Origin of the sequence: Kaistia soli DSM 19436, assembly GCF_900129325.1 — a bacterium.
Taxonomy (GTDB): domain Bacteria; phylum Pseudomonadota; class Alphaproteobacteria; order Rhizobiales; family Kaistiaceae; genus Kaistia; species Kaistia soli.
On the sequence record NZ_FQUP01000003.1, the window covers coordinates 198,023 to 223,939 of the forward strand.

24 protein-coding genes and 1 tRNA gene are annotated in these 25,917 nt (G+C 64.4%); 5 read left to right on the forward strand and 20 right to left on the reverse strand.

Annotated elements, in window-relative coordinates; all coding sequences use genetic code 11:
* Positions 1-228: 228 nt before the first annotated feature.
* Together BUB39_RS14430 and BUB39_RS14435 are read right to left on the reverse strand one after the other, a co-directional pair.
* On the reverse strand, positions 229-1,239 hold the full coding sequence (locus BUB39_RS14430; protein WP_244540258.1) for a COG3904 family protein: 1,011 nt from the start codon (positions 1,237-1,239) through the stop codon (positions 229-231).
* Positions 1,240-1,639: 400 nt separating this feature from the next.
* Positions 1,640-1,732: transfer RNA gene (locus BUB39_RS14435), tRNA-Ser, on the reverse strand.
* A 193-nt stretch (positions 1,733-1,925) separates the two neighbouring features.
* On the opposite strand from BUB39_RS14435, the gene BUB39_RS14440 reads away from it, so the two are divergent.
* The 5 genes from BUB39_RS14440 to BUB39_RS14460 all read left to right on the forward strand — a co-directional run bounded on the left by BUB39_RS14440 (position 1,926) and on the right by BUB39_RS14460 (position 7,879).
* The gene (locus tag BUB39_RS14440) at positions 1,926-2,939 is read left to right on the forward strand and encodes a LacI family DNA-binding transcriptional regulator (RefSeq protein WP_073054592.1); all 1,014 of its coding nucleotides are present in this window, start codon (positions 1,926-1,928) and stop codon (positions 2,937-2,939) included.
* Positions 2,940-2,977: 38 nt separating this feature from the next.
* The gene (locus BUB39_RS14445) at positions 2,978-4,279 is read left to right on the forward strand and encodes an ABC transporter substrate-binding protein (RefSeq protein ID WP_073054594.1); all 1,302 of its coding nucleotides are present in this window, start codon (positions 2,978-2,980) and stop codon (positions 4,277-4,279) included.
* A 99-nt stretch (positions 4,280-4,378) separates the two neighbouring features.
* Entirely contained in the window at positions 4,379-5,299 is a 921-nt protein-coding gene (locus BUB39_RS14450; RefSeq protein WP_073054596.1) for a carbohydrate ABC transporter permease, read from the forward strand.
* Positions 5,296-6,186, forward strand: a complete 891-nt coding sequence (locus BUB39_RS14455; protein WP_073054598.1) for a carbohydrate ABC transporter permease — start codon at positions 5,296-5,298, stop codon at positions 6,184-6,186. The genes BUB39_RS14450 and BUB39_RS14455 overlap by 4 nt, the downstream gene beginning before the upstream one ends.
* Before the next feature lie 22 nt (positions 6,187-6,208).
* Positions 6,209-7,879, forward strand: a complete 1,671-nt coding sequence (locus tag BUB39_RS14460; RefSeq protein WP_073054599.1) for a GH32 C-terminal domain-containing protein — start codon at positions 6,209-6,211, stop codon at positions 7,877-7,879.
* 18 nt (positions 7,880-7,897) lie between these two features.
* On the opposite strand, the gene ybaK is transcribed toward BUB39_RS14460, so the two are convergent.
* The 18 genes from ybaK to BUB39_RS14550 form a co-directional block, all read right to left on the reverse strand.
* Positions 7,898-8,371, reverse strand: a complete 474-nt coding sequence (gene ybaK / locus BUB39_RS14465) for a Cys-tRNA(Pro) deacylase (RefSeq protein WP_073054601.1) — start codon at positions 8,369-8,371, stop codon at positions 7,898-7,900.
* 82 nt (positions 8,372-8,453) lie between these two features.
* Entirely contained in the window at positions 8,454-9,404 is a 951-nt protein-coding gene (locus BUB39_RS14470; RefSeq protein ID WP_073054603.1) for an ROK family protein, read from the reverse strand.
* Positions 9,405-9,407: 3 nt separating this feature from the next.
* Complete coding sequence (locus tag BUB39_RS14475) at positions 9,408-10,115, reverse strand: ribulose-phosphate 3-epimerase (RefSeq protein ID WP_073054605.1); 708 nt, start codon at positions 10,113-10,115, stop codon at positions 9,408-9,410.
* Entirely contained in the window at positions 10,112-10,921 is an 810-nt protein-coding gene (locus tag BUB39_RS14480; protein WP_073054607.1) for an alpha/beta fold hydrolase, read from the reverse strand. Before BUB39_RS14480 ends, BUB39_RS14475 begins: the two co-directional genes overlap by 4 nt.
* On the reverse strand, positions 10,918-11,745 hold the full coding sequence (locus tag BUB39_RS14485; protein WP_073054609.1) for a sugar phosphate isomerase/epimerase family protein: 828 nt from the start codon (positions 11,743-11,745) through the stop codon (positions 10,918-10,920). Before BUB39_RS14485 ends, BUB39_RS14480 begins: the two co-directional genes overlap by 4 nt.
* Positions 11,745-12,821 carry a Gfo/Idh/MocA family protein gene (locus BUB39_RS14490; protein ID WP_073054611.1) on the reverse strand — a complete coding sequence of 359 codons (1,077 nt, stop codon included), beginning with the start codon at positions 12,819-12,821 and terminating at the stop codon, positions 11,745-11,747. The genes BUB39_RS14485 and BUB39_RS14490 overlap by 1 nt, the downstream gene beginning before the upstream one ends.
* Positions 12,822-12,903: 82 nt before the next feature.
* Positions 12,904-14,100 carry an ROK family transcriptional regulator gene (locus tag BUB39_RS14495; RefSeq protein WP_073054614.1) on the reverse strand — a complete coding sequence of 399 codons (1,197 nt, stop codon included), beginning with the start codon at positions 14,098-14,100 and terminating at the stop codon, positions 12,904-12,906.
* Positions 14,101-14,182: 82 nt separating this feature from the next.
* Entirely contained in the window at positions 14,183-14,968 is a 786-nt protein-coding gene (locus BUB39_RS14500; RefSeq protein WP_073054617.1) for an SDR family oxidoreductase, read from the reverse strand.
* A 60-nt stretch (positions 14,969-15,028) separates the two neighbouring features.
* Positions 15,029-15,970, reverse strand: a complete 942-nt coding sequence (locus BUB39_RS14505; protein ID WP_073054619.1) for an ABC transporter substrate-binding protein — start codon at positions 15,968-15,970, stop codon at positions 15,029-15,031.
* A complete protein-coding gene (locus tag BUB39_RS14510; protein WP_073054621.1) occupies positions 15,967-17,358 on the reverse strand; it encodes an FAD/NAD(P)-dependent oxidoreductase in 1,392 nt (463 codons plus the stop codon). Before BUB39_RS14510 ends, BUB39_RS14505 begins: the two co-directional genes overlap by 4 nt.
* Positions 17,355-17,609 carry a (2Fe-2S)-binding protein gene (locus BUB39_RS14515; RefSeq protein ID WP_073054623.1) on the reverse strand — a complete coding sequence of 85 codons (255 nt, stop codon included), beginning with the start codon at positions 17,607-17,609 and terminating at the stop codon, positions 17,355-17,357. Before BUB39_RS14515 ends, BUB39_RS14510 begins: the two co-directional genes overlap by 4 nt.
* The gene (locus tag BUB39_RS14520) at positions 17,606-18,754 is read right to left on the reverse strand and encodes an NAD(P)/FAD-dependent oxidoreductase (protein ID WP_073054625.1); all 1,149 of its coding nucleotides are present in this window, start codon (positions 18,752-18,754) and stop codon (positions 17,606-17,608) included. Before BUB39_RS14520 ends, BUB39_RS14515 begins: the two co-directional genes overlap by 4 nt.
* Positions 18,748-19,677, reverse strand: coding sequence for an ABC transporter substrate-binding protein (locus tag BUB39_RS14525; RefSeq protein WP_175561873.1), 930 nt, complete (start codon positions 19,675-19,677; stop codon positions 18,748-18,750). The genes BUB39_RS14520 and BUB39_RS14525 overlap by 7 nt, the downstream gene beginning before the upstream one ends.
* A gap of 11 nt (positions 19,678-19,688) precedes the next feature.
* The gene (locus tag BUB39_RS14530) at positions 19,689-21,191 is read right to left on the reverse strand and encodes an aldehyde dehydrogenase family protein (RefSeq protein WP_084527401.1); all 1,503 of its coding nucleotides are present in this window, start codon (positions 21,189-21,191) and stop codon (positions 19,689-19,691) included.
* Positions 21,191-22,486 (reverse strand): LLM class flavin-dependent oxidoreductase, encoded by a 1,296-nt coding sequence (locus BUB39_RS14535; RefSeq protein ID WP_073054629.1) that lies wholly within the window; start codon positions 22,484-22,486, stop codon positions 21,191-21,193. Before BUB39_RS14535 ends, BUB39_RS14530 begins: the two co-directional genes overlap by 1 nt.
* Entirely contained in the window at positions 22,483-23,427 is a 945-nt protein-coding gene (locus BUB39_RS14540; RefSeq protein WP_073054631.1) for a nucleoside hydrolase, read from the reverse strand. Before BUB39_RS14540 ends, BUB39_RS14535 begins: the two co-directional genes overlap by 4 nt.
* Before the next feature lie 12 nt (positions 23,428-23,439).
* On the reverse strand, positions 23,440-24,393 hold the full coding sequence (locus tag BUB39_RS14545) for a cupin domain-containing protein (RefSeq protein ID WP_073054633.1): 954 nt from the start codon (positions 24,391-24,393) through the stop codon (positions 23,440-23,442).
* 17 nt (positions 24,394-24,410) lie between these two features.
* Entirely contained in the window at positions 24,411-25,808 is a 1,398-nt protein-coding gene (locus BUB39_RS14550) for an amidase (RefSeq protein WP_073054635.1), read from the reverse strand.
* Between the last annotated feature and the right edge of the window lie 109 nt (positions 25,809-25,917).

Here is a 25,917-nt window from a genome sequence, read left to right on the forward strand (position 1 = left end):
TCTGCGGACGCGGTCCGCGCGGCAATCGGCGGGAGTGGCAGAGAGGATTGAATTCGGCGCTCGCGATCAATTCGTTAGTTCATAGACACTTATCTCAGGCGCCGAGCGGCACTTTGGACGACAGATTGGCGTTGTTTTGGACGGGAGCCGAATCCTGATTCACAGGCACTAGATGGTGCCAGAGCAGTGCATTTGTTTCCTAGCGCAGCGGCTCGAACGGTTACCCCCTCAACTGCAGAGAACATTGAAGAACGTCGCAAGCTGTTCCTTGCCGTCAGAAGTAGCCATTGGCGCAATTCCTAAAAACATGCCTGCTTCCCGAGAACCCCTAATGTGAATACCTACACTGTCCGAAAACGCAATTGTCCTCGCTTCGGCCTCACTAAGATTGACGAACACATTGACGTACATCCCTTCAATAATTCGGTGGCAGCGGCTGGAGACGTCTATCTTGATCTCTTCGTTTTTTACAACTAATTCTACAGGAACGAAATTCATCAACTCGTGCTCTCTACCTTGCGCCTCTATTACAGCCCAGAACATAAAGCCGGATTCTTTCAAATAATTCAGTATTATCTTATGATGGCCATAGATTGAATCCCGCTCTCCTCGGACGTAGATCATATTGCGCCGCGCCTGGACTGTCCAAACTACAGTCGTTTGACCTCCGGTAATAACCTTCAGTCTCTCAAGTTCGGCCTCAGTAACTATGGTAATTTCATCGCTACGTGTTGAGGCAGAGAGCGCCATAAATTCCGGCGAAATACCCATTTCGTGAATATAGCCAGCTATCCTTGCGGAAAGCACTTGAGAATGGCCAATCGCATCCGGAGTCGGATTGCGGAAGGAAAACTGATGGACTCCAACCTGTCCTCCTTTGAGGACAAGCCTGATCCTGCCGCCAATCAATATAAGTGTCGCCGCGCTCATGCAACGGCCCGGTTGGTAGTCTCGCTTGAAAATGAATTCGGAGGAATTGTCATGTTTTAGGAGGCACTTGCCGACAGTAGTCTCCAGCCAGTGCTCTCTAATAGCTCGCCCTATGCCAATAGCCGCATCAACATCGCCACCGCTCGAGTCAATATATACGGTAGTGCGCGGCGGAACCTTAGATATCTTCAAGAACTGAGTAAACTTGCGATCATCCCCCGGCTCAATCTGGCCGAGCGCATTGACGTAGAAATAGCCCCCAATCATGCGCTCGAATTCTGTCTGCGGGTCGGTGTAGAAGAACTGCAAGATCGCTCACCATCATCGGTAGGAACTCGCCCATACTGGTTCGATTCGAAGATGGATTGCGACCGCCGGTAGAAAAAAGGGCGCCGATGCCAAATCCGAGCGCCCTCTGATCGTCGCGCTATGGATCGCGGCTAGCCCTTGCATCCGGCAGACTTCGTTGTTTGCCGCGTGGCTGCGTCCAAGCCAGATGCTTCTTGATGTTTGCCAGTGCGACCGGGTCGCTTGCGGCGATCTCGTCCATCCGAGCGGGTAGCTCGAAGCAGTCGGGGCGCGCCGTTTTGCCGTCGATCGTCCCGCCTGCTTTCAATCCGGTTTTGTAACCGAAATTGTAACAGGGCTCCGGCCGTTTTATTATGAATCGGCAGAATTCAGACGCTCTGCGAGCGGTACAGGAGGTAAGTGGCGGAGAGGAAGGGATTCGAACCCTCGAGACGGTTTTAAGCCGTCTACTCCCTTAGCAGGGGAGCGCCTTCGGCCACTCGGCCACCTCTCCGCCGCCGGGTCTACAAGAGGCAAAGGAGCGAAACAAGGTCTTTCGGCAGTTTCCCAGAACTATGTCGCCCCGTGCCGGGCCGCTGTGGTCGTTCAGCGATCAGGATGCATGATCCTTGAGCAATGGGTCTTGACAGGCGCAGCGGATCGGATAGACGTGAGTAAACGATAACCCAGCAGCGCGGAACGCCAACATGGCGCGCTCGAAGGTCTCCCTTCAGGACATTGCAGGGCAGCTTGGCGTCTCGGTCAAGACTGTCTCCGGCGCGCTCAGCGGCGACGGCTCGATCCGCATGGCGGAGGATACGCGCCAGCGTATCCGTTCGCTTGCCGACGAACTCGGCTACATGCCGAACCTGATCGCGCGCGGCATGCGCCAGGGCGTGATGCCGATCATCGGCATCGTCGCCGACGGGCTGATCACCCAGCCGTTCGCGACCGAGATCATGCGCGCCTTCGACAATTCGATGCGCAGCGACGGTCTCTCGGTGATCGTGACCAGCACCGGCAGCGGACGTTCGGTCGATGCCAGCATCGCCGAGCTGCAACGGCTCATGCCGCAGTCGATCGCCTATGCGACGATGTATCATCAGGTCGTCGATCTTCCGGCCGCCGCGCAGGATTCGATCGCGCTGATGATCAATTGCCGCGACAGCAGAGGCTCGCTGCCCTCGCTGGTGCCGGCCGAGCGGCAGGCCGGGGCTGACATCACCGGCCGTCTGATCGAGGCTGGCCGGCAGCGCATCGCCTTCTTCAATCTGCCCGGCCTTCTCGCCGGCGCGCTCCGCGCCGAGGGCTTTCGCGATGCCCATGCGAGCGCCGGAATCGCCGTCGACGAGACGCTCCTGCGGCCGGCGACGCGCGGAACCTACAGCAACCAGGCGCGCAGCCTCGTCTTCGAGCATGTGGCCGAGCTCTTTGGCGGCCCGGCGCGGCCCGATGCGATCCTTTGCGGCAATGACCGCGTCGCGCTCGAGGTCTATGGCGCGCTGCGCCGCCACGATCTTCGCATTCCGGACGATGTCGCCATCGCGAGCTTCGACAACCAGGTCGAGATCGCCGCGCGCCTCGATCCGCCGCTGACCACCATGGCCCTGCCGCACAGAGCCATGGGCCGACGCGCAGCAGAAATTCTGGCCGGGCAAGGCGCCCCGGCGCGTACCGTTGAAGAAATCCCGTTCCGTCTTGTGGAGCGGGCTTCGATCTGAAGCCCCGCGGAACGGTCTTAAGAGGGAGAGAGAACGCCATGGCGTTTCATCTGAGTAAACGTTTACTGAGCCTGTTCTGTGCCGGCACGATGCTGGCGGGCGCGCTGACGGCGGCCGAGGCGGAAACGCTGAAGCTGATGTTCCAGGGCGATGCCTATGAGATCAAGAACATCACGGCGACGGCGAAGAAGTTCGAGGCCGCCAATCCGGGTGTGACGGTCGAACTGATCAACACGCCGCATGACGGCTACAACGAGAAGATCGGCGCCGCGGTTTCCGCCAAGGCGCTGCCCGACGTGATCGAGCTCGATGGACCGTTCCTGGCTAACTATGTCTGGTCCGGCCTGCTGCAGCCGATCGAGGGTCTCGTCGACCAGGCGATCATCGACGACATGACGCCGTCGAATGTCGCGCAGGGCACCTATCCGATCGACAAGAAGCTCTATGCGATCGGCCTCACCGACTCGACGGTCGTGATGTATGGCAGCCGCAAGCAGCTGACCGAGCTCGGCATCCGCATCCCGACTTCGGTCGACGATGCCTGGACCAAGGACGAGTTCCAGGCAGCGCTCGAGAAGCTCTCGACGGCGCCCGGCGTGAAGTGGCCGCTCGACCTCTTCCGCTCCTATGGCACCAAGTCGGAATGGATCACTTATGGCTACGAGCCGCTGCTCGTCTCCATGGGCTGTGATGTCATCGACCGCATCAGCTGGAAGGCCGAGGGCATGCTTGACGGCGCGACCTGCGTCGAGGCGGCCAAGATGATGCAGGATTGGGTGAAGAAGGGCTGGGTCGTTCCGCAGTCGGCTGGCGGCAACCAGTTCTACGCGGCCGGCCGGCCTGCGGCGCTCGCCTGGGGCGGCCATTGGTTCTATGCCGAGGCCGAGGCCCAGATGGGCGACGATGTCGTCGTGATGCCGCTGCCGAAGTTCGGCGAGAAGGGCGCGAGCCCGAATGCGACCTGGATCTATGCGATCTCCAAGGATTCGGCCAATCCGCAGCTCGCCGGCAAGTTCCTCAGCTTCATGCTGCAGGATCCGGACTATCGCGCCGGCTATCGTGACCATGCCGGCTTCCCGGGCCTGAAGTCGTTCGCTGCGGCCTCGCCGCTCTATGCGCCGGGCGGCGCCATGGCGGTTGCGTTCGAACAGGCCGGCAAGACGGCCGTTCCGCGTCCGCCGCATCCGGCCTATCCGACCATCACGCTCGCTTTCCAGCAGGCGATGACGAACATCTTTGATGGCGCCGACGCCCAGCAGGAGCTGACCAAGGCGGCCAAGGAGATCGACGCCGACATCGAGGACAATGACGGTTATCCGCCGTTCGGCGAGGCCAAGTAGGCTGTTTGCCCGGCCTTCTTGGCCGGGCGGATGCCGCAAGACATCAGCGCCGCGTCCCCGGGGGACGCGGCGTTATCCAAGAGCCGGAGATGATCCCAAATGTCTACCGAAACCCTGACGGCCGGCCGGCATCGCCGCGCCCCGCTCTGGGGCGGTCGCTTTCAGGAACTCGGTATGCTGCTGCCATCTCTGGCACTCATCGCCGCGTTCCTGCTGCTGCCGTTCCTCTCGTCCTTTCGCATCGCGCTCACCAATGAGCGGCTGATCCCGCGTCCGGTCCCCGCCCGCTTCGTCGGCCTCGACAATTTCCAGAAAGTCCTGACGGACCATGATTTCTGGCAGGCGCTGTGGAATGTCGCCCGCTTCACCGTGATGGTGCTGCCGGTGCAATGCGGCTTCGCGCTCGCCATCGCCCTGCTTCTGAACCAGAAGCTGCCGTTCCGCAATTTCTTCCGCGGCCTGTTCTTCCTGCCGGCGATCACGTCGATGGTGGTCGTGTGCGTGATCTGGGCAACGCTGTTCCAATATCCGACCGGCCCGTTCAACCAGATCCTCGGTGTCGTCTCGTTCGGCATGGCGCAGCCGATCGACTGGCTCGGCGATCCCGCCTGGTCGATGCCGGCCATCGTGCTGCTCTCGGCTTGGCAGGCCTATGGCTTCCAGATGATCGTCTATCTCGCAGGCCTGCAGGGCATCTCGGATTCGCTTTACGAGGCGGCATCGCTGGATGGCGCCAATCGCTGGCAGAAGTTCTGGCATGTCACGATGCCGTCTCTGCGGCAGACGCATGTCTTCGTGCTGATCATCACGACGATCCAGGCCTTCAAGCTGTTCACGCAGGTGAACATCCTGACCCAGGGAGGACCGCGCGGCACGACGGAAACGCTCGTGCACTACATGTTCTCCGCCGGCTTCGTGAATCAGCGGCTGGGTCTCGCCTCCGCCGTTGCCATCATCCTGTTTTTCATCGTGCTGGCCGTCTCGCTCGTGCAGCGCCTGGTGGTGAGGGACCGCAAATGACCGTCATCTCGGAACCCCTCTCGCCGCCTCGGCGGACCGCCTCCGAGCCGCGCGATATTGGCGGCATCATCAAGCTGGTTGCCGTCTCGATCATCGCGCTGGTCATCGTCTCGCCGCTGATCGTGCTCGTCGTCGGCAGCCTCAAGGCCGACCGTTTCCAGATCCTCGCCGACATGGGAACGTTCCGCGCCTTCTGGGTCGAGAACCCGACGTTGCAGAATTTCCGCGACATGTGGGTCTTTTCGGGCGCCCTGCCCTTCGGCCGCTACCTGCTGAATTCGCTGGTCATCCTGTTCTGCACGGTGATCGGCGGCGTGTTCCTCAATTCCATGGCCGCCTTCGTGCTGGCCTGGGGGCGGCTGCCGGGGCGTGCGGTCATTCTTGCCGCCCTCGTCGCGCTCTATATAGTGCCGCAGGAATCGATCGTCCTGCCGCTCTTGACGATCATCAACAGGATCGGCCTGTCCGACAGCTTTGCGGCGCAGATCCTGCCCTTCATGGCGAGCCCGCTCTACATCTTCCTCATCTACCAGTTCTTCATCCAGATCCCGCGCGACATCTATGATGCCGCGACGGTCGACGGCGCCGGGCCCTTCCGCATCTACTGGTCCGTCTTCCTGCCGATCAGCCTGCCGGTCCTCGCCACGGTCGCCATCCTGCTCGGGATCGAGACCTGGAACCAGTATCTGTGGCCGCTGATGGTGACGCAGACCGACTATGCGCGGCCGATCTCGGTGGGCATCGCCTCGTTCTTCGGGACCGGCACCGTCTACTGGAACAACGCCATGGCAGCCTCGGTGATGATGATGATCCCGGTGCTCATCTTCTACCTCGCCTTCCAGAGATGGTTCGTCAGTTCGTTCATCTCCTCCGCCGTCAAAGGCTGAAACGCCCGTCAGGATTTCCATCATGAAGATCGACTTTGCCCTCAATGCGGGCGAGACGCTGCACGTTTTCCTGAAGCCGGTCGGGGCAGCGCGCGAATCCGTGGCGAACCTTGTCACCGCGGACGGGGCGTCGCGCGAACTCCGCGGTCCTGCCTCGGACGACTTCACCCGAGCTGAAGCGGAGGGGCTGACAGCAGGCCCGGCTTCGCTGACATGCGACGCCGCAACGACCGCACTCTCGCTGGTTTATGCCTTCGACCCCGCGTCGGTGCTCACCTCGGGCATCCGCACGCTGTTTACGACGGATCGGAACCGGGCCAACACAGCCCGTCATCTGTTGCATCTCGCGCCGCCCTTCGGATGGATGAACGATCCGAACGGGCTGTCTCGGGCGGGTGGGCTCACGCATCTGTTCTACCAGCACTATCCGCACAGCCATCGCTGGAACACCATGCATTGGGGCCATGCCGTCTCACAGAACGGCATCGACTGGACCCATCAGCCGATCATGGTGATGCCGAGGCCGGAACTGCTCGCCTCGGACGAGAAGGTCGGGGGCGTGTTCTCCGGCTCCGCCATCAATCTGCCGGATGGCGGCCTGCGCATTTACTACACCGACCGCGAGGACGATCGCCTGCCGAACTGGGAATGGCAGATGACGGCGGTGACGGAGGATCTCGTCACCGTCGGGCCGTCTTCACCTGTCGTCAGCGCGACTCCGGCCTTACCCGGCTTTGGCAAGAATTTCCGGGATCCCTATGTCTTCAAGGGGCCGGACGGTCTCTGGAAGATGCTGCTCGGCGGCGGCACCGAGACTGCAGCCGTCGTGCTGCTTTATGAGACGAGCGATCCGCAGGGTGTTGCCGACTGGCGTTTCGTCGGCGTTGTGCATGAAGAACCGACGACGCAGAAGCTCCCGGCCGAATGTCCTTGCATGGTGGCGCTCGATGGCGAGGGCGAAGGGCTACACGTGCTCATCCTCGGCCTGCTTGGTTCACGCGACGAAGTCAGCCGCCGCCGCAACATCACCGTCGCGATGGTCGGCCGCTTCGATGGCAAGACCTTCGAACCCCTGGAGCGCTTCGAGCTCGATTATGGCACCGACGCCTATGCCTTTCAGGGCATTGCCGGCGACGATGGCCCGTTCGGCTATGCCTGGGCGGCCAACTGGACCGACGTCTTCAAGGAACGCGACTTCCCGAGCGCCATGACCTTCCCGCGCCGGCTGGTCTGGAAAAACGGCACGCTCTCGACGCCGCCGCTTGAAACGGTCGAGGCGCTGCGCCTGCCGGCATCTCCCGTCGCGATCGAGCCCACGTCGCCGCCCGTCGCTTTGCGGGACGGGCTCGGCGAGATCGAAATCGAGATCGGCGCCAAGGGCGAGCCTTTTGAGCTGGCATTCGCGCATCCGGCCTTCGGCCTGTCGCTCGGCTTCGATGGCAAGGTGCTCGAGCTGCACTTCAAGCCGCCGGGCACGCGGCCCTCGCCGCGCTACTTCATCGAGAATATTGCACCCGAGAAGCTCAGGATCTTCGTCGATGTCGGGTTGATCGAGATCTATGTCGACGATGGCCGCTGGTGCATCACCAAGCGGATCGACAGCGACGAGCCAATCAGCTCGGTGAGCCTCGCCGCAGCGCCCGGTATCATCGCCGCCGCGTCGTTGCGCGCTCTGCGTCCGCAAGGCGCCTGACGGCGCTCCGACCAGCAATCACGCGATGATGGTCGCCGCCAATGCTTCGGCGGCCATCAGCAGATCGGCGGGCGAGAGGCGGATCTGCAGTCCACGCTGGCCGCCATTCACATAGACATAGGTCTCGTCGATCGCGGCGGCTTCGACGACCGTGCGCAACTTGCGCTTCTGTCCGAACGGGCTGACGCCGCCGACCTTGTAGCCCGTCAGCCGCTCGGCGTCCGGCACCGGCATCATCGCCGCCGACTTGCCGCCGAAGGCGATCGCGACCTTCTTCATGCTGGCCTCGCGATCCGAGGGAAGCACCAGGCAGACCGGCTTGCCATCGACCTGCGCGATCAGCGTCTTCAGGACGCGATGCGGCGGCTCCCCGATGGCCTCAGCCGCCTGCAATCCGACGCGCTCGGCGCCCGGATCATAGTCATAGGTCACGAGTTCGAAGGCGACGCCGAGCTTGCGGAGCGCGAGAGTCGCGGGGGTCGTCTGGGCCATCCGGAGCATTCCACGAAAATGATCGCCCCTTGATGCGGGATGGCAGGCCCTTGCCGCAAGCCCTCTCCGAAGTCGGACGACGTCAGAGCGCCTGATCGAGGATCAATGCCGCGGCACCGACGAGGCCGGCATTTTCTCCAAGACCGGCCGGAACGACCACGACGTCGCGGAAAGCAGGCATGAGGTTCTCACGCATGACGTGATGAATCCGGGCCTCCATCAGGTCGAAGCCGGAGACTACGCCTCCGCCCATGATGACCCGCTCCGGGCTGTAGAGATGAACGAGGCTCGCGAAGCCGCGACCAAGCAGCCACGCCTCCTCATCGATCAACGCCCGCGCCACGGCGTCACCGTCGCGCGCGGCGGCCACGACATGGCGGGCATCGACATGCCCGTCCCGCGCCAGCGCGCCGAGAGCGCTTTCCGGATGAGCGATGGCTGCGGCGCGCGCGCGCTTGCCGAGCGCAGTCCCCGAGGCATGCGCCTCGAAGCAGCCGACGACGCCGCAAGGACAGCGCGGGCCATCTGGCGTCATCGTGAAATGGCCAACATGGCCGGCCATGCCACGCCGCCCATGCAGCACGCGGCCATCGGCGATGACGCCGCCGCCGATCCCCGTCGAGACCGTCACATAGACGAGATGGTCGAGCCCCTGCCCCGCACCGTGGCGCCATTCGCCAACCGCCGCGGAGATGCCGTCGTTTTCCAGCACCACGGTACGGCCGGTTATGTCCCGAAGGCGATCACAGAGTGGGTAGTCATCCCAGCCCGGCAGTGTGGGAATGTGCAGGATAGTACCTGTCTCGCCGTCCAAAGGCCCGGGCGCCGAGATGCCGATCCCCGCCACCTGCGCATGATCGGCATCCCCCTCGACGCTGGCGATCAGCCGGCGCATCTGGTCCAGCACCGCATCGGGTCCACCGACGGCATCGGTCGGTTCGGCCGCGCGTCGCAGCACCTTGGCACCATCGACAAGGGCGGCGCGGAGCTGGGTTCCGCCGAGGTCAATGGCGATGGCGAGACGGCCGCTCATGCTTCAGCGGGCAAGCGGCAGGCCGTGGACCCAGCCGATGCGCGCCGAAAGATCCGGGGCGCCAAAGGCCAGCGAGCCCATGACGATTGTCTCGGCGCCGCTAGCTCTCAGATCAGGCACGGTGTTTTCGCGGATGCCGCCATCGGCGGCGAGCCGCAGATCTCCCGTCCGGCCTGCACCCGCGATCAGCTTCGCAGCCTCGCGCAGGCGAGAGGTCGCGGACGGGTCGAGCCCTTGTCCCTTCACGCCAATTCGCGTTCCCAGCAGCGTCAGGAGGCTGATGCGGTCGAGATGATCGGCGACGGTGGCGACAGGCGTCTCCAGCTTCAGCACGATGCCCGAGGGCAGGCCGAGCCGGCCGATCAGGTCGAGGCCGGCGTCGAGATTGCCATTCTCGGCATGAATGCTGATAAGATCGGCGCCGGCTTCCGCGAATTGCTCGATCTGCGCGCCTAGGATTGCGTCCTCGACCATCAAATGAACATGCAATGGCTTGGCCGTGACTTTGCGAACAGCAACCAGAAGGTCCGGGAAATAGAGCAGCGCCGGCGAGAAATGTCCGTCGGCGACGTCGACATGGTAGATGTCCACGAAGGGATCGACGCGCGCGACATCATCGGCGAGGCGGCCGAGATCAGCCGACCAGAGCGAGAATTCTGCGAGCAGACGGTCTTTCGGCAGCGCCTCGAACCAGCCGGTTTCGGGTTTCATGTGGACGTCTCCTTCAGGAAATCGGATAGCGCGGCGCGAGCCTCGCGAACATAGGCTTCACGGCTCACCGCCTTCGGCGTAATGCGGACCAGCGTCGCGGACGGGATCGTCCTGGCCAGCGCCTCGGCATGGGCGAGCGGGTGGATCGCATCCTGCTCATGCGCAATGATCAGCGTCGGAACGCGGAGGGACGCTACGGCATCGGTGTCGACCCCCGGCCCATCCGAAGAGATACGGATCAGAAGTTCGGAGGTCGTGGCGATCGGCATGCGCTGAAAGAAGCCGCGCAGCGAGGCGATGTTATCCGGCACGCGCTCGGCGAGTTCGGCGGCGACGGACGAATTCTCGAAAAGAACCCGCGCCTCAACGGGCCCGTAATCGCGCAGCAGTTCTCCAACCAGCGCGTTCGGCAGCATATTGGCGGGCGCCAGCTCGGTGAACCAGGCCGGGCGGACGAGAACGAGACCGGAAACCAGATCGGGCCGTGTGACCGCGAGCCTCAGCGCGATCGCGGCCCCCATCGAGACGCCACCGATGACGACAGGCGGCCTCGCCTCAGCCTCAATCAGCGCCGCGACATCGTCGGCGAAGGTCGCAATTGAAAAGCGCTGCGCCGGACCAGCCTCGGACAGGCCGTGACCGCGGCATTCCAGCGTCAGGCACGACCAGTCGGCAAGCGGCGGAAATAACTCGGCCGGCTGGGCGGCATCGCCGCAGAGACCATGCTGGAACAGCATCGTCCGCCCGGCACCGCTTCGCGCCGTGGAAAGGGCAAGTCCCTCCCGCTCGAAGCGCCCCCGGATCATGTCGGAGCGCCTGACGCTTCGAGGAAGGCGGCGACCCGGGCCGCATCGCCGGCCGCAAGGCCATGTGTGACGAGCGGGCCGTCGAAACCGGCTGCCCGAAGGACGCGAATGAAATGCGGGAAGTCGATGACGCCATCGCCGGCTGTCGCGAAGCTGCCATCGGCGTGGCGATCCTTGGCGTGGGCCAGCGCGATGCTGTCGCCGAGCCGCGAGACCGCATCCTCGACCAGGGCTTCCCGCTCGGCGGCAGTCGCCGCCTCGAACAGATTGGCGGGATCGAGCACGATCCTGATGCGCGAGCTCCCGAAATGGTCGATCAGCGTGCGCGCGTTGGCTGCCGAAGAGACGACATTGCCAAGCTCTGGCTCAACGCCGATCGCGATGTCATGCGCCTCGGCGATCGGCAATAGCAGCTCGAATTCGGCGATCAGATCGTGCCATGCCGCCGGGCTGGCATTGTCGGGATGATGGCGCCACTGGTCGGCGGCATCACGGCTGCCGGTGCAGACGGTCAGGAGCCGCGTGCCGATCACCGGCGCGGCAGCGGCGAGCGCGGCGAAGCTGGAACGGCCTTCCTCGCGAACGGAGAGCGCGGGATGGATCATGTTGTAGGTGGCCGAGAGCGCCGCGATCGCGACGCCGGTGCGCTCCGAGGCATCGGCGACCGCACGAGCTGTCGACATGTCGACGGATACCGGCAAGGACGGCAGGCCCGAACAGGCCATATTGTACTGCACAGCCGCATAGCCGGCGTCACGCGCGGCCGCGAGCACGGCGTCGGGGGTCGTTCCGGGGAAGGTCTTCGCGAAGATACCGAGTTGCATCAGAGCGCTCCGGCCACGTCGGCAAGTTTCACCGGCTGGCCGGTACGCGCCGATTCCGCGACCGCGACCATGCCGCGCACGCAGGCGACGCCGTCCTCGATATCGGCGCCACGCATCGGCGCGCCGTCGAGGATCACCGATGCGAAACCCTCCAGCTGGCGGCGATAGAAGTGGCCGTCAGCGCCGAGCACCCGCGAGGTGGTTCCGGTCGCTTCGTGGAAGATGTCGACGTCGGAACTCTTGTAGTACCAGGGATTGTAGGTCTTGCCGACGATGCTGCCGCGCTCGCCATAGATCTGGAAGCCCTCGTGCCAGTCCATGCGCACCGGGATCGTCAGATCGAGATGGCCGAAAGTGCCATTTTCGAAGGCGACATCAACGAACCAGCAATAGGCGTTGAAGCGCTCACGGAAATGCGCGTCGACCTCGACGATCGGTCCACCGAAATAGCGGGCCGTATCCAGAAGGTGGCTGCCATGGGCGAGCATGAAATAGCGCCGGAGATCGGCCTTCGGATTGCCTGAGGGCCGCTTCGAGCCGGCACTTGTCACGATCAGCGGCTGCACTGCGTCGGTCATGGCGTAGCGATGGGTCGAGTCGCAGTACCAGGCCTTCAGCGCGAGCATTTCGCCCATTTCGCCGTCGATGAAATCCTTGGCGCTCTCGAGTCCAGCGTCGAAGCGCTTCATATGGCCGACCTGCAGCACCTTGCCTGAAGCCTCGACGGTTGCCTTCAGAGCCTCGACTTCCTCGACCGTGATGCCGATCGGCTTCTCGGAGAGAACGTGCTTGCCGGCCGCGAGCGCAGCCTTGGCAGCCGGAACATGGAAAGCGTCGGCCGTCGCGATGATCACCGCATCGAGTTCAGGATCGGCGAGCATGGCATCGTAACTGTCGAACGTCTTTTCCGGCGCATGCATCGCCGCCATCCGGGCCAGCAGATCCGGCGCGACGTCGCAGATCGCGAACAGATCGGCATTCTTGGCCTTGGTCGCGCTTTCGAAATGCGCCGCTTGAGCAATCTGCCCGCAGCCGAGCACGCCAACCTTCAGCCGCCGTTCGTTCTTCGCAACCATTGCCGTTCCCTCTCGCGCGCCGTCGTTCCGCCTCTTCGATTAATATCTTTACTAAAGTAACAAATCAAGGACAAGCCGGATGCTAGGCTTCCCCGTCCGCCAGATCGAAATTGGAGAGATCGAATGCGCGGTGATGCGCAATGGTCGCGGCCCCGATCGCGCATTCATGCAAGCCAAGCGCCGAAAGGCGGATATCCGGCACGCGCATGCCCGGGACGATGCCTGACGCCACCACCGCCTCCAGCACGGGGATCATCCGCTCGATCACCGGCCGCATAACGCCGCCAAGGACGATCGTCGAGGGATTGAAGATATTGACGAGGCTGACGATACCGCGGCCGAGCCGTTCGGCGATATGATCGATGGCTGTGACAGCGTTGGGGTCATCGTTCTCCGCGGCCTCAGCGACCCGCCCCGGAAGACCGGTCGTGTCGCTTTCGCCGGTTTCATCACCGCTGCGCCAGAGGCGGGCGAGCGCCGCGAGATTGACGAAGGTCTCCAGACAACCGACCTGCCCGCAGGAGCAACGGGGGCCGTTGTCTGCAATGCGGACATGCCCGAACTCGCCAGCCGTGCCCGAGCCGCCGCGCAGCAGACGGCCATTGATGATGGCCGCCCCGCCGAGACCCGTGCCGAGCTTTAGGAAGATCGTGCAGTCACTCGGCAGTTCCGGCTGGGTATAGACCGCGCCAAAGGCGGCGGCGGTGGCATTGTTCTCGACGATGGCGGGAAGCGGAATTGCCTCCGCAAGCAGCGCCCTGAGGTTCAGTTCCCGCCAACCGAGGATCGGGAGGTGGACGACATAGCCGTCAAGCGTGACAAGGCCCGGAACCGTGACGCCAACGGAACGAATCCGGCCAGAAAAACGCGGATCCGACTCATGGGCTGCGAGTTCGTCGGCGATCATAGCGGTGATCATCTCGGGCGACGTTGCCCTCGGGATGATCCGTTCCGCCGTTTGCGTCACCTTCGCGGCCAGATCGAGCAAGGCAAAGCGGAGCACGCCGACGCCGATCTCGACACCGAGAAAATAGGCACCCTCAGGAGCCAGGGCGACCGCTACCGCCGGACGGCCAGGCTCCCTCCCCGCCCGCGCCGCGCCGCGCGGCTCCTCGCGCACCAGGCCACGCTCGATCATCTCGGTGACAAGGCGCGTGACGGTCGCCGGCGTCAGCGAGAGCTGTCGCGCCATGTCGGCGCGGCTTGAAGGTCCATGGACGCGCAGAAGCGTCAGGATGCCCCGTTCGTTGACGTAACGGGCCAGCGTCTGGTCGGCCATGCGCAGCGAACCCTTTCCTCGGGCCCAGCCGCGGCCCCCCGGATCATCTATCCGATCAGGGTCGCAATGTCAGGCAGCGCCGTCAGATGATCGAGCGCCGCGAGGCGATGCCGCCATCGACGGTCATGATCGTGCCGGTGATATAGCCCGCGCGATAGGAGGCGAGGAACACGATCAGATCGGTGACCTCGTGCACATGGGCCGGACGTCCGAGCGGATAGGTCGTTTCCAACTCGCCATAACGGTTTTCGTCGCCGAAGACGTCCTTGGCGCGCTTCTTCAGCATGTTGTAGATGCGGTCGGTGTTGACCGGACCCGGATTGACGCCCACGACGCGGATCTTGTCGTCGAGGCTCGACCCGCCGAGCGCGCGTGTGAAATGCATCAGACTGGCATTGCCGACCGCGCCCGCGATGTAGCGCGGGTCCGTAACCTCGCCGCCATTGCCGATATTGTTGATGATCACGCCGCCGCCGGCCGCCTTCATACGAGGGTAATAGAGCCTGCAGAGATTGATATAGCCGAAGACCTTCAGTTCCCACCCGGCGCGCCATTTGGCCTCGTCGATATCGAACAGCGAGCCCGAAGGAATGACGCCTGCATTGTTGACGAGCACATCGACATCGCCCGCCGCATCCGCCAGCCGCTCGGCCGCCCCAGGCTCGGTCAGATCGAGCGGCATCAGCGTGACGCTCCGCTCCGGCATCTCGTCGACGATCTCGGCCTTCAGCGCGGCGAGCTTCTCGACATTGCGCGCGGTCAGCACGAGTTCGCAGCCCTCCTCGGCGAATGCCTTGGCAAGCCCGGCACCAATCCCCTGCGAGGCGCCGGTGATCAACACCTTCTTGCCGGTCAAACGCAGATCCATCGGGGGTCTCCTCTTGATTTCAAACGGTCGTCGCGACCGGGCGGTAAAATGTCTGCTGCGCTAGCGCGGCGAATTCAGTGGATGGACCGTCGTCCGGATGTCCGTCCAGAGACCCATCCTGGCGGCGCCTTCAGCAGCGCTGTCAGAGGGCAACTGGCCGTTGCGGATCAGAAAATCGTTGGTGAAGCGAATTGCTTCGTTCGAGAGATAGCCAAGGCCCACCGCCGTTCCGTCGCCCCATAGCGCCAGCTTCGCGATCTCGGCGATCATCACCGTCTGGAGGGTGGCATCGAGGGAGGGATCGCGCCGGAGCACACTTTCGACCGCTTCGCCTTGCTGAGCGAACGCATGCTGCCAGCCTCGCAGGCTCGCTTCGACGAAACGGGCAACGAGCGACGGCTCCTGGTCGGCCAATTGTTCGGAGGTAATGATTGGATCGCGCGGGATGACGATGCCGTGGCCAGCCGGATCGAACAGGACCAGGTCGTCGATCCCCGCAGACCGCAGCTTGGGCAACTGATTGTAGAAAGTCGCGGCGGCGATATCGACGTCGCCATCAAGGAACGGCTGCATGGAGCCGCCTTGAATGACTTCTTCGATCGAGGCCGGACTGACGCCGGCCTCCGCCAGCATCGCGCGGAGGATCAGATGGATGCCGGTGTACCATGTGCTGACGCGCCGGCCGGCAAAGTCCGCGAGCGAGTAGATGCCCGATCCGGCACGCGCGATGTAGACGACATCGGTTTTCTGAAACACCGTGGCTACGGCGACAACCGGCAGGCCTTCGGCGCGGGCTGCCAGCACACTCTCGAGCCCGCCGCCCTGCGCAAATTCGGCTTCGCCGCTGGCAACGACCCGCTCGGGATCAACGCCCGGTCCACCAACCCGGATGTCGACGTCGAGACCGGCCGCCTCGTAGAAGCCCTTGTCTGCCGCGACGTAGTAACCGGCGAACTGCGACTGATGCAGCCATTTGAGCTGCAAGGAAACCCTGTCCGTCATAGTGCGCCCTCGCGAGTGCCAGCCAGCACGACGTTCAGCGGCACCGGACGCAGCGGAATGCGTGGCGGGTTGAAGCCGGCCGCTTCGGGCGAGGTGCCTGTTTCAGCCGCGACGATCTCAGCGACGGCAAAACCGCAGATACGGCCCTGGCAGCGGCCCATGCCGGCGCGCGTCCATAATTTGGCCCCGGCGACACCTTTCGTGCCTCCGCTCAAGGCCGCGCGTATGTCCCCCTTGCGCACGTCCTCGCAGCGGCAGACGATTGTCTCGTCGCAGACCAGCGTGGCGATGGACTCGGGGACTGGATAGAGCCGGCCCAGCGCTTGGCCGAAGGCACGGGCGGTCTGTAGCCGGCGCGCGAGGATCGCTCTGCGGTGTGCGAAGTCGGATGTAACGAGACCGAGATCCGCCGCCGCGGCAATGCCGGCTAACGCGCCCGATAACCGGGCCGGGGCAGCGCCAGCGATCCCTGTCACCTCGCCGGCTGCATAAATGCCCGGTATCGACGTCCGGCCTGTCTCAGCATCTGCGCTGCAATACCAGCCGCCAACGTCCCGGTCGTAAGCATGGCGACAACGCAAGAGCGCCGTCAGTTCGATCATTGGCCGGAAGCCCCAACCGATCAGCAATGCATCAATGCCGGAGATGGTCTCCGTTCGTGTCGTGTCGATGGCCCCGTCATGGCTGATCGGCGCGATCCGTATGGCCTGGACGCGATCACCGCCAAGAGCCTCCGTGACGACGAAGCCGCGGCGGCGGTCCCGGATCGCCCGAACAGCGGCCAGAAGCTGCAGCGCCTCGGCCCAGCGTGCCGGATGGCGGGACACAAGTCGTGCAGGCGCACACCGCGCCGTCCCCGCCTCCACCAGCATCGCCGGCGTCGCCCCGATCCCGCGCAGGGTCGCCGCGACCGCGTAGAGGAACGGTCCATTGCCGGCGAGCGCGATGCGTCGCCCCGGAGCGGTGCCGCCGAGCTTGGCGAGGCGCTGGCCGGCGCCTGGCGTCATCACGCCCGGCAAGGTCCAGCCAGGGAAGGGCATGACGCGATCATAAGCGCCACTGGCGACGATGAGCGCGCGGTAGCGGAAGGCGAGCGGACCTGCCGGGCCGTTGGCAAGGATCTCGCGCTCCGGAAAAGCCGCCCAGACCTCGGCGCCACTATGAATGGTGACGTTTGCGGCAATAGCGGCGCGGGCGGCGGCTGCCCCTTCAGCCTGCTGACGCGTCGATGGCGGCCCGACAGGATCCTGCATCCAATATTGACCGCCCGGCTGCGTGCCGGCGTCGATGAGATCGACTTTTGCCCCAGCTTTGGCGGCGGCGAGTGCTGCCGAGAGCCCCGCAGGACCGCCACCGACCACGAGGATATCAGTTTCGATCCGCATCATGGCCGGCCGGTCTCGATGCGCATGCCGTCGCTGACCGGCGTGATACAGGCACGAATATTGGGCCGACCATCGACGGTGACGAGGCATTCGAAGCAGATGCCCATGCCGCAAAAGAGTCCGCGCGGTTCCTCGCCTTTCGCCGTTCGGCGGAGGATCGGATTTCCCTCGCCATGCAGCACAGCGCCGAGAGGCCGTCCGGCCACGGATTCGACGCGGCGCCCATCGACGAGGAGGGTAATCCGCGCAGTCATGCCGCAGCCCTGGCGGCAAACCGGCCGACATCGTAGAGGTCGTCACGGCAGGGCGGCGTCGTGCCGTCGATGCGGTCCCTGATGATCCTGGCCATGCCGAGCGACCGAACGAAGCCAGTGCCGCCATCGCCTGCCGCCACAAACAATCCCTCGGGCCCGGCAGGACCGGTCAGGAAGCGATCGTCCGGCGTCACCGCCTCATAACGGACCCAGGACCGCAGCAGATCGAGTCCCGCCAGCGCTGGAAACAGGAAGAGCAATGTATCAACGGAATCGCGCACGAAGGCTCTATCAACTTCCGGCACGATCTCGGGACTGCCTGTAGCAGTCACGCCGCCTTCGAGCACGGTATTGAACAGCACCTGCCCGCTCGCGGCCTGCTGGATCTGCGTGTAGCCGGCATCGACGCCCCCTTCCGCCTTGCAGGCGCCGACGACGGTGCGAATGACGGGTCTCGTTCCAACCGTGGCGAGACATTGAGCCTTTCGCGGCACAATGGGCAGTTCCACGTCGGCGGTCGCAGCAAGCCTCTGCGTCCATGGCCCTCCGGCGATGACAACGATGCTGGCCTCGAAGCGGCCGAGCGACGTCTCGACGCCGGCTATCCGTCCGCCTCTGGTTACCAAAGCCGTCACCGTGGCTCCGGAAACGACGTCGGCTGATCCACTCCTCGCGACATCGAGCAGGGTTCGGACGGCGAGAAACGGATTGACGACCGCGGAGTCGGGCGACCAGGTGGCCGCCACGATCGGACCTGTCAGTCCCGGTTCGATCGCCTGGACCTCCGCCGGGTCGAGCAATTCAGGCCTCAGTCCGGCCGCGCGCTCGATGCCGATCCAAGTCTCGGCCGACCGCCGCTCATTCTCGTGCCGCAGGAAGCGCAGCTGGCCGCAGCGGTTGTATTCGAAGCGCGGCGCCCGGCGATCGAGCTCCGCCCAGGCCTCGCAGCACCATGTGAGAAGCGGCAGCTCCTCCTCGTCCATCATATGCGTGCCGATGCAGGCGAGGCTCGCGCCCGAGACCGCACCACCCGGGACGCCTTGCTCAAGAACGAGGACGCGACGCCCGCTTTCGGCCAGCGCCGCAGCAGTCGCGGCGCCCACGACGCCGGCGCCCACCACGATGGCGTCGGCGCGCTTCACCATGAGCTGCTCCGCACCGCCTCGGGCGCCGCAGCCCAGAAGCGGGTATCAACGAGACCAGGATCGTCCGGCACGCTGTGGCCTTCGATCTCTGCCATCGCGCGAAGCGCCTGTTCCATGTGGCGCGGATCTGGATAGCCGAGGCCCTCCGACAAAGTCGCCCCGGAAAGCGCGAGCGCCCGTATATCGGCAAGCTGCCCTTCCTGCTCGAGCCGGGACATGTCGGGCCTGAGGCGAACCGTCAGCGAGATCGCCGCGTCGAGATCGTGGAACGCCTTGGTCCAGCCGGCCAGGACGGCGTTGATGACGCTCTGCGTCGCCTCGGGATGGGCCTCCACGAAGTCGCGCCGTGCCACCAGACCATCCTTCAGAAGCGACGCGCCATAATCTGCCGCTCGGAAAATGATGAAGTCGTCGAGCGATCCGGCTGCATGCTCAAGATGATGGATCTCGTGATAGGTCGTCATCTGCGCACAGTCGACCTTGGCCTCAAGAATGGCCGAAACGGTGTCGTTGACCGCCATGCGCTCGTAGTCGTCCTGCGTAAGGCCGGCGCGATGCAACATCCAGGTCAGCTCGAGATCCTCGCGGCCCGGCCAGACGCCGAGACGCCGTCCCGCCAGATCGCGCGGCCGCTCGATGCCCAGGCTGCGGCGGGCGGGGTAGACGAGCGAGCTGACCTGCTGGATCGCGAGCAGGAAAACGAGCTCGTCGGCCCTGCCGCTCTCCATCATGTGGGCGGGACTTGCCACCGCGAAGGATACGTCGCCATCCAGCACCGCTGCGATCGGCCCCTTGGCAAAATCAAGCGGCACGCACCGGATATCGACGCCGGCATCAAGGCCGAGACCCTCATGCTCGGCGATGAGATAGCCGGCGAATTGTGGTTGCGGATGCCAAAGCAGGCGGATGCGGATCGTCTTCATGTCGCCCTCGTTCATCCGTAGCGCTTGCCGCCGGCAAACCAATCGTCAAATCCAGGCGCCGTGCTCACGACGACGTTGCGCTTGCGCTGGTAGCCCTTGAGCGCGTCCCAACCGTTTTCGAGGCCATAGCCACTGTCGCCGAAGCCGCCCCAGATGGAGCGCGGGTCGTTCTTGTGGTGATCGTTGACCCACACCATGCCGGCGCGGATGCGTCCGGCAACGCGGTGGGCGCGGGCGACATCGCGCGTCCAGACCGAAGCGCCCAGCGCATAGGGCGAGTCATTGGCAAGCCTCAGGGCCTCGGCTTCGTCCGAGAACGCAGTGACCGAGACGACGGGACCAAACACCTCGTCGCGGAACAGTGCCATGCCGGGCTCGACGCCGGCAAAGATCGTCGGCTCGACATAGAAGCCGGCTGAGAAGGGTGCTGGAAGATCCGGCACTTCGCCGCCGACGACGCAGCGCGCGCCGGCTTTCATGGCGCCGTCGATATAGGCAAGGCAGCGCGCCTGCGCGCCCGCGGAAATGACAGGTCCCATGTCGGTGGCCGGATCGGCGGGGTCACCGAGGCGCAGCGCCCTCGCCCGCCTTGCGAAGGCCTCGACGAAAGCGTCGTGAATGCTGTCCTCGACGATGAAGCGGCTCGCCGAGACGCAGGTCTGCCCCGCCGCAACGAAGGCCGCAAAGGCGGCTCCGGCCGCCGCTTCCTCGATATTCGTGTCCGCGAAAATCACCACCGGCGTCTTGCCGCCGAGTTCCAGCGTGCAGGGAACCAGCCGTTCGGCAGCCGCGGCGGCCACCTTGCGGCCGGTCGCAGTGCCGCCGGTCAGATCGATATGCCTCACCGCAGGTGCGGCGCAGACCAGCGCGCCGGTTGTGCCGTCGCCCGTGATGACATTGACGACGCCAGCGGGCAGGCCGGCCTCGGAGCACCATGCGGAGAAAAGCAGTGGCGTTGCCGGCGCGAGTTCGGACGGCTTGATCACCACGGTGTTGCCAGCGGCAAGTGCGGCGGCAAGCTTTTTGACGAGGATGAGGATCGGGTGGTTCCACGGCGTCAGCAGCGCGCAGACACCATGCGGCTCATAGGCGGTGTAGGCTAGGAACCCTCCCCGCAGACGGTTTGATTCCGCCTCGAGACCGGCGGCGATACCGCCGAAATAGTCGAGCCATTCGGGAATGCGGCCCATCTGTGCGCGCATCTCGCGGATCGCTCGGCCCGTGATGGCCGATTCGAGCGTCGCGAGTTCGGCCATGCGCTGGCGTACGATCTCGGCGATCGCCCGAAGGTGCCGGCCGCGATCGAGTGGATCCAGCGCCGCCCATTGCGGCCCGGCGGCTTCCGCCGCCGCCACGGCCGCTTCGACGTCGGAGGCGTCACCGATCGGAACCGCGCCGAAAACCTCGCGACTGGCCGGGCTCGCGACGGGAATGCGGCCCGCACCCGAGGCAACGCGCCATTCGCCACCGATATGCAGCATGCTGCCCGAGAGCATCAGATCACGATCCGTCATCACTGCCGCTCCGGACGATCGAGTCCTAGATGGTCGCGCAACGTCTTACCCTCGTAGTCGGCCCGAAAGAGCCCACGGTCCTGCAGGATCGGCACGACGAGGTCGACGAAGTCGTCGAGACCGGCCGGGAAATAAGGTGGCATGACATTGAAGCCGTCGGCCGCACCGTTCTCGAACCAGTATTGCAGCGTGTCGGCGACCGTCTCAGCCGACCCGGCGAGCACCCAATGGCCGCGCGCCGCAGCGGTCAGATTGTAGAGATCACGCAGCGTCATGTTCTCGCGTCGCGCCTTGGCAAGCATCACCTTGGCAAAGGCGTGATAGGCGTCGTTCTCGCCGAGTTCGGGTACAGGCCCGTCGAGGTCATAGGCGCTCATATCCGTGCCGAAGCGATCGGACAGCATGGCGAGTGCGTTGGTGGACGAGACGAAACTCTGCAGTGTCTTCAACTTGTCGAAGGCCTCGCGATCGGTGCGGCCGACGACCGGCATCACACCCGGCAGCATCGTGACCGCGTCGGTGCTGCGGCCGAAGCACGGCAGCAGCGCCTTGAACGACGCATACTGCGCCTTGGCCTCGTCGAAGTCCTGCACCACGGAGAAGACGACGTCGGCGGTGCGCGCCGCAAGGCGCTGTCCGGGCGCCGAGCCGCCTGCCTGCAACACGACCGGCTGGCCTTGCGGCGAACGGCCGATGTTGAGCGGGCCCTTCACCTTGAGATAGGGACCATCATGATCGAGCGCGCGGACCTTCGCCGGGTCGATATAGAGACCGCTCTCGCGGTTCATGACGATGGCGTCGTCGGCCCAGCAGTCCCACAGCCCCTTCACCGTCGAGACGAATTCCTCGGCGATCTCGTAGCGGAGGCTGTGGTCGGGGTGGGCGCGGCCGAAATTGGCGCCCGAAACGGCGTTTGAAGTCGTTACGGCATTCCAGGCCGCACGGCCCTTGGAAATATGATCGAGCGATGCGAAGGCGCGCGCCGTCGACCAAGGATCGCCATAGGTAGTGGATGCGGTGGCGCCAAGGCCGATCCGGCTGGTGGTAACGGCAAGCGCCGAAAGCATCGTCAGCGGCTCGAGGCGCAGCGTATAGGAGGGGTGCGCTGCCGGATCGGCGTAGAGATTGTCGCCCATGAAGATGAGATCAAATTTGCCGCGCTCGGCGCTGCGGCCGATCTCCTGGATCGCCGTGAAATCCTGGAAGCTGTCGAACGCGCCGGGATAACGCCAGCCCGCGACATGGCTGCCGGTGCCGAGAATGAAAAGGCCGAGATGCATCTGCCGCTTGGTCATTTCAGCACCTGGACGAGCATGTCCGCGAATGCCGCCGTGTCCGCCCGCCTGACGATGCGCGCATTGGCGTCGCGGTCCTCCCAGCGCTCGACGAGCCGCGGCGGATGGACGCTCGACCAACCGCGCGTCGTCTCGCCGCCCACCTCGACATCGACGACGACTTCAGCGCTTTCGAGGATCAGGCTCTCGTCGATCGCCATCGCGCAGGTCAGTGAATCGGGATGGGTCGAGATGGTGCTGCCATAACGTTCGAAGGCGACCCGTCGGGGGGTCTTCGTCACGTCCATGAAGAATTTTCCAAGCGGCGTGCCGAGTGCCTCGATCCGCGCCACCGCTTCGGCATCGATCGAGCCGGAATTCAGCGTCAGCGTCCAGGTCGACAGCGTGATGTTGAATCCCGCGCCGAACACGATCTTCGCCGCTTCCGGGTCGACGTAGAAATTGAACTCGGCCGCCGGCGTCACATTGCCGACAGCATTGTCGGTGCCGCCCATGATCCAGAGACGCTTCAGCGCCTTGGCGATGCGGGGCTCCTTCAGGAAGGCGAGCGCGATATTGGTGAGCGGGGCCTGCGCGATGATCGAGATCTCGCCGGGATTGCCCATCACAAGATCGATGATGGCGTCGATCGCGTGCTTGGCTTCCGGCCGCTGCGCAGCCGGCGCGAACTCCAGTTCGCTCATCCCGTTCGAGCCATGGAAGCTCGCCGCTTCCCAGCGTCCCATGAGTGGTCGCGCGCTGCCGAGATAGACCGGAACCTCCCCGCCCCTGCCCGCCACTTCGATCGTGTGGAGGGCGTTTTCGACCTGTTGGTCGAAGGCGACATTGCCGTTGCAGATCGTCACCGCCTCGAGGCGGGCGGCAGGATGGCGAAGGCCGAGCAACAACGAAAAGCAATCGTCGCCGGCGGTATCCGTATCGATGATCAGGCGCGTCATCATGAAATTGATCGCTTATTCGAGAAACGCGAAACCCATGGTGCGCGCGTGGTAATGCAGGCCACCATCCTGGACGATGAGGAACATCGCCCGCTCGGCACTGTCGTTGTGATGCGAGTGCGGCTCGGTGGCAGGAGTCACCAGTGTCGCGAAGGGCGACCAAACGCATTTCTCGCCGCCGACCATCGAATAGCAGTCGTCGCCCCTCAGGATGAGCGTGATGGCAGCCGAGTTATGCCGATGCGCGCGCTGCTGCTCGCCAGCCGGAACGGTGTTCAGCGAGAGCGTCAGGGTCGGCATGATGTTGCGCGCCTTTTCCTGCCGGTCAGAAGAGAAAATCAGCGCGATGCCTGACGTGGTTGCATTCTGGGCCGCCTCCACGACCCTGCCAAGTTGGGCCGCGATCTCGGCCGCCGGATAATGCACGACGTCGATAGGCGCTTCGGCGTCTGGCGCCGGCCGCGATCCGTCGAAGGCGAGTTGCGGCTCGTTGGTGACGACCCAGAGGACGGCGCCGCCATCGGCTGCTGTCAACCTTGCCGCCACGCCGCCCGGCGCGAGAAAGACATCACCGGGGCCAAAGTCGACACGCTCCAGACCGATTTCGGCCGAGCCGGAGCCGCGCATGACATACCAGATCGCGCCTGTCGCTGCGAAATCGGCCACTAGCGTGTCGCGCGGAGCGATGGCGGCATAGCGGGCGAGCATCAACGGCGTTGTCGCCGCGAAGGCAGTACCGATCGCCGGTGACTGGTCACAGGGATAAAGACCGGTCACGGCGGATTCGAGAGCCGTCTGCGCTTCGTCGCGGAAGCAGGTCGCCGGGACTTTCGGTAGCTTCACATTGAAGGCATTGCCTGAATTGAAGAAACGCGCCCGCGCTTCGGCAGCGTTGCCCGGCGCGCCGGGCAACTGGACCGGCATGTCCGCCATGTCGATCGGCGGAGCCTTGGAAGCAGCACTGGTCATGTCCGTGTCTCCTTGTCTCAAAGGTTCGGCCGGCGTCGATGCCAGTCGGACACGCCCTGGTAAGCGTGCGCGGCGCGGCACAGCAGCGCTTCGGCAAAGGGCTTGCCCGCAAGCTGGAAAGCCATCGGGATGCCCATGCTGCTCGCGCCGCATGGCACCGTGATCGTCGGATATCCGCAGATGTCAAACGGAGCATTGAACGGTCCCACGGCCAGAATACCGTCGGGGTCAGGACCGAGCGTCGCCATATGAGCAAGCGTTGGCCCGGCAATCGGCAATGCGGGCACGAGGAAGAGATCGATCGGCGCGAACATCGCCGCCACGGCGCCGTTAAAGGCCCGCCGAGCCTGCTGCGCCTCTGCAAGTTCGAAGGCTGTCACGCGGTGACCGAAGTCCAGCAGCGCGGACAGGCGCTCGCCATATTCTGACCGGCGGGCTGGGAATGTATCACGGTGTGCAAGTGCAGCTTCGACCGAGCATTCGGTGTGCCAACCATAGAGAATGGGGCGCGTCTCCGGGAAATTCACCGCAACGAAGCGCGCGCCGAGACTCTCGAGAACGGGAACAACGGCATCGATCGAGGCAACGACTTCCGGCGTCGCCTTCGCAATGATGAAATCCCGATCGATGCCGATCGTGAGGCCGCCGATCCCCGCATCAATCCCGTCCATGTAGTCCGGAACCGCAACGGAGGCTGCCGTTGGGTCGGATGGGTCCGCTCCCGCGATGGCATGGAGCAGCGCGGCCGCGTCGCGGGCCGACCGCGCCATCGGCCCGACATGGTCCAGCGACTCTGCAAGCGGGAATACGCCATGACGGCTGACCCGACCCCAGGTCGGCTTGATGCCAGTCAGACCACAGCAGGCGGACGGAAGGCGGATCGAGCCGCCGGTGTCGGTTCCGAGCGTGCCGTAGGCAAGGCCCGACGTGACAGCGACACCTGAGCCGCTCGACGAATTGCCGGTCCAGTGCGCGTCGCCGAACGGGTTGACGGGTTCGGTGATGGACGGATGATAGCCGGCATAGACGCCCTCGGTGGCGGTCAGCTTGCCGAGCATGACGGCGCCGGCCGAGCGCAGGCGCGCCGTTGCGGTCGATTCATAGGGTGCCTGGAAATCGTCGTACATCGACGAGCCAAAGCCGGTACGAATGTCCATCGTATAGAAGACGTCTTTGACGGCCATCGGTATGCCGTGCAACGGGCCGCGCCAACCTCCGGCCGCGATTTCGGCATCGGCCTCCATCGCCGATTTGAGGGCCATTTCGGGCGCGACGGCGATATACGAGTGCAGCCGCCCGTCATGCTCCGCGATACGGGCGAGCATCAGCTCCGTGAGCCCCAGCGATGTCACGCGACCCGAACGAATCGCGTCGGAGAGCGATGTAAATTCTGCGCTCCAAAGCTCGTCCTCCATCGTGCGCACCCTCGTTGCCGGCCGCCACCGATGCCGCCGATCTGCGTATACAATAATAGATGATCTGGATAACCGATGCCCATATTATGGGCTCGCGACGCTCAGATTG

Coding starts and splice junctions, on each gene's coding strand:
- BUB39_RS14470 (WP_073054603.1), bottom strand. CDS start 9,404: ATGAGCGGCCGTCTCGCCATCGCCATTGACCTCGGCGGAACCCAGCTC.
- BUB39_RS14525 (WP_175561873.1), bottom strand. CDS start 19,677: ATGAAGACGATCCGCATCCGCCTGCTTTGGCATCCGCAACCACAATTC.
- BUB39_RS14490 (WP_073054611.1), bottom strand. CDS start 12,821: ATGGTTGCGAAGAACGAACGGCGGCTGAAGGTTGGCGTGCTCGGCTGC.
- BUB39_RS14530 (WP_084527401.1), bottom strand. CDS start 21,191: ATGACGGATCGTGATCTGATGCTCTCGGGCAGCATGCTGCATATCGGT.
- BUB39_RS14460 (WP_073054599.1), top strand. CDS start 6,209: ATGAAGATCGACTTTGCCCTCAATGCGGGCGAGACGCTGCACGTTTTC.
- BUB39_RS14540 (WP_073054631.1), bottom strand. CDS start 23,427: ATGATGACGCGCCTGATCATCGATACGGATACCGCCGGCGACGATTGC.
- BUB39_RS14520 (WP_073054625.1), bottom strand. CDS start 18,754: ATGGTGAAGCGCGCCGACGCCATCGTGGTGGGCGCCGGCGTCGTGGGC.
- BUB39_RS14455 (WP_073054598.1), top strand. CDS start 5,296: ATGACCGTCATCTCGGAACCCCTCTCGCCGCCTCGGCGGACCGCCTCC.
- BUB39_RS14445 (WP_073054594.1), top strand. CDS start 2,978: ATGGCGTTTCATCTGAGTAAACGTTTACTGAGCCTGTTCTGTGCCGGC.
- BUB39_RS14515 (WP_073054623.1), bottom strand. CDS start 17,609: ATGACTGCGCGGATTACCCTCCTCGTCGATGGGCGCCGCGTCGAATCC.
- BUB39_RS14485 (WP_073054609.1), bottom strand. CDS start 11,745: ATGCAACTCGGTATCTTCGCGAAGACCTTCCCCGGAACGACCCCCGAC.
- BUB39_RS14545 (WP_073054633.1), bottom strand. CDS start 24,393: ATGACCAGTGCTGCTTCCAAGGCTCCGCCGATCGACATGGCGGACATG.
- BUB39_RS14505 (WP_073054619.1), bottom strand. CDS start 15,970: ATGACGGACAGGGTTTCCTTGCAGCTCAAATGGCTGCATCAGTCGCAG.
- BUB39_RS14500 (WP_073054617.1), bottom strand. CDS start 14,968: ATGGATCTGCGTTTGACCGGCAAGAAGGTGTTGATCACCGGCGCCTCG.
- BUB39_RS14510 (WP_073054621.1), bottom strand. CDS start 17,358: ATGATGCGGATCGAAACTGATATCCTCGTGGTCGGTGGCGGTCCTGCG.
- BUB39_RS14550 (WP_073054635.1), bottom strand. CDS start 25,808: ATGGAGGACGAGCTTTGGAGCGCAGAATTTACATCGCTCTCCGACGCG.
- BUB39_RS14475 (WP_073054605.1), bottom strand. CDS start 10,115: ATGAAACCCGAAACCGGCTGGTTCGAGGCGCTGCCGAAAGACCGTCTG.
- BUB39_RS14535 (WP_073054629.1), bottom strand. CDS start 22,486: ATGACCAAGCGGCAGATGCATCTCGGCCTTTTCATTCTCGGCACCGGC.
- BUB39_RS14495 (WP_073054614.1), bottom strand. CDS start 14,100: ATGGCCGACCAGACGCTGGCCCGTTACGTCAACGAACGGGGCATCCTG.
- BUB39_RS14440 (WP_073054592.1), top strand. CDS start 1,926: ATGGCGCGCTCGAAGGTCTCCCTTCAGGACATTGCAGGGCAGCTTGGC.
- BUB39_RS14450 (WP_073054596.1), top strand. CDS start 4,379: ATGTCTACCGAAACCCTGACGGCCGGCCGGCATCGCCGCGCCCCGCTC.
- BUB39_RS14480 (WP_073054607.1), bottom strand. CDS start 10,921: ATGATCCGGGGGCGCTTCGAGCGGGAGGGACTTGCCCTTTCCACGGCG.
- ybaK (WP_073054601.1), bottom strand. CDS start 8,371: ATGGCCCAGACGACCCCCGCGACTCTCGCGCTCCGCAAGCTCGGCGTC.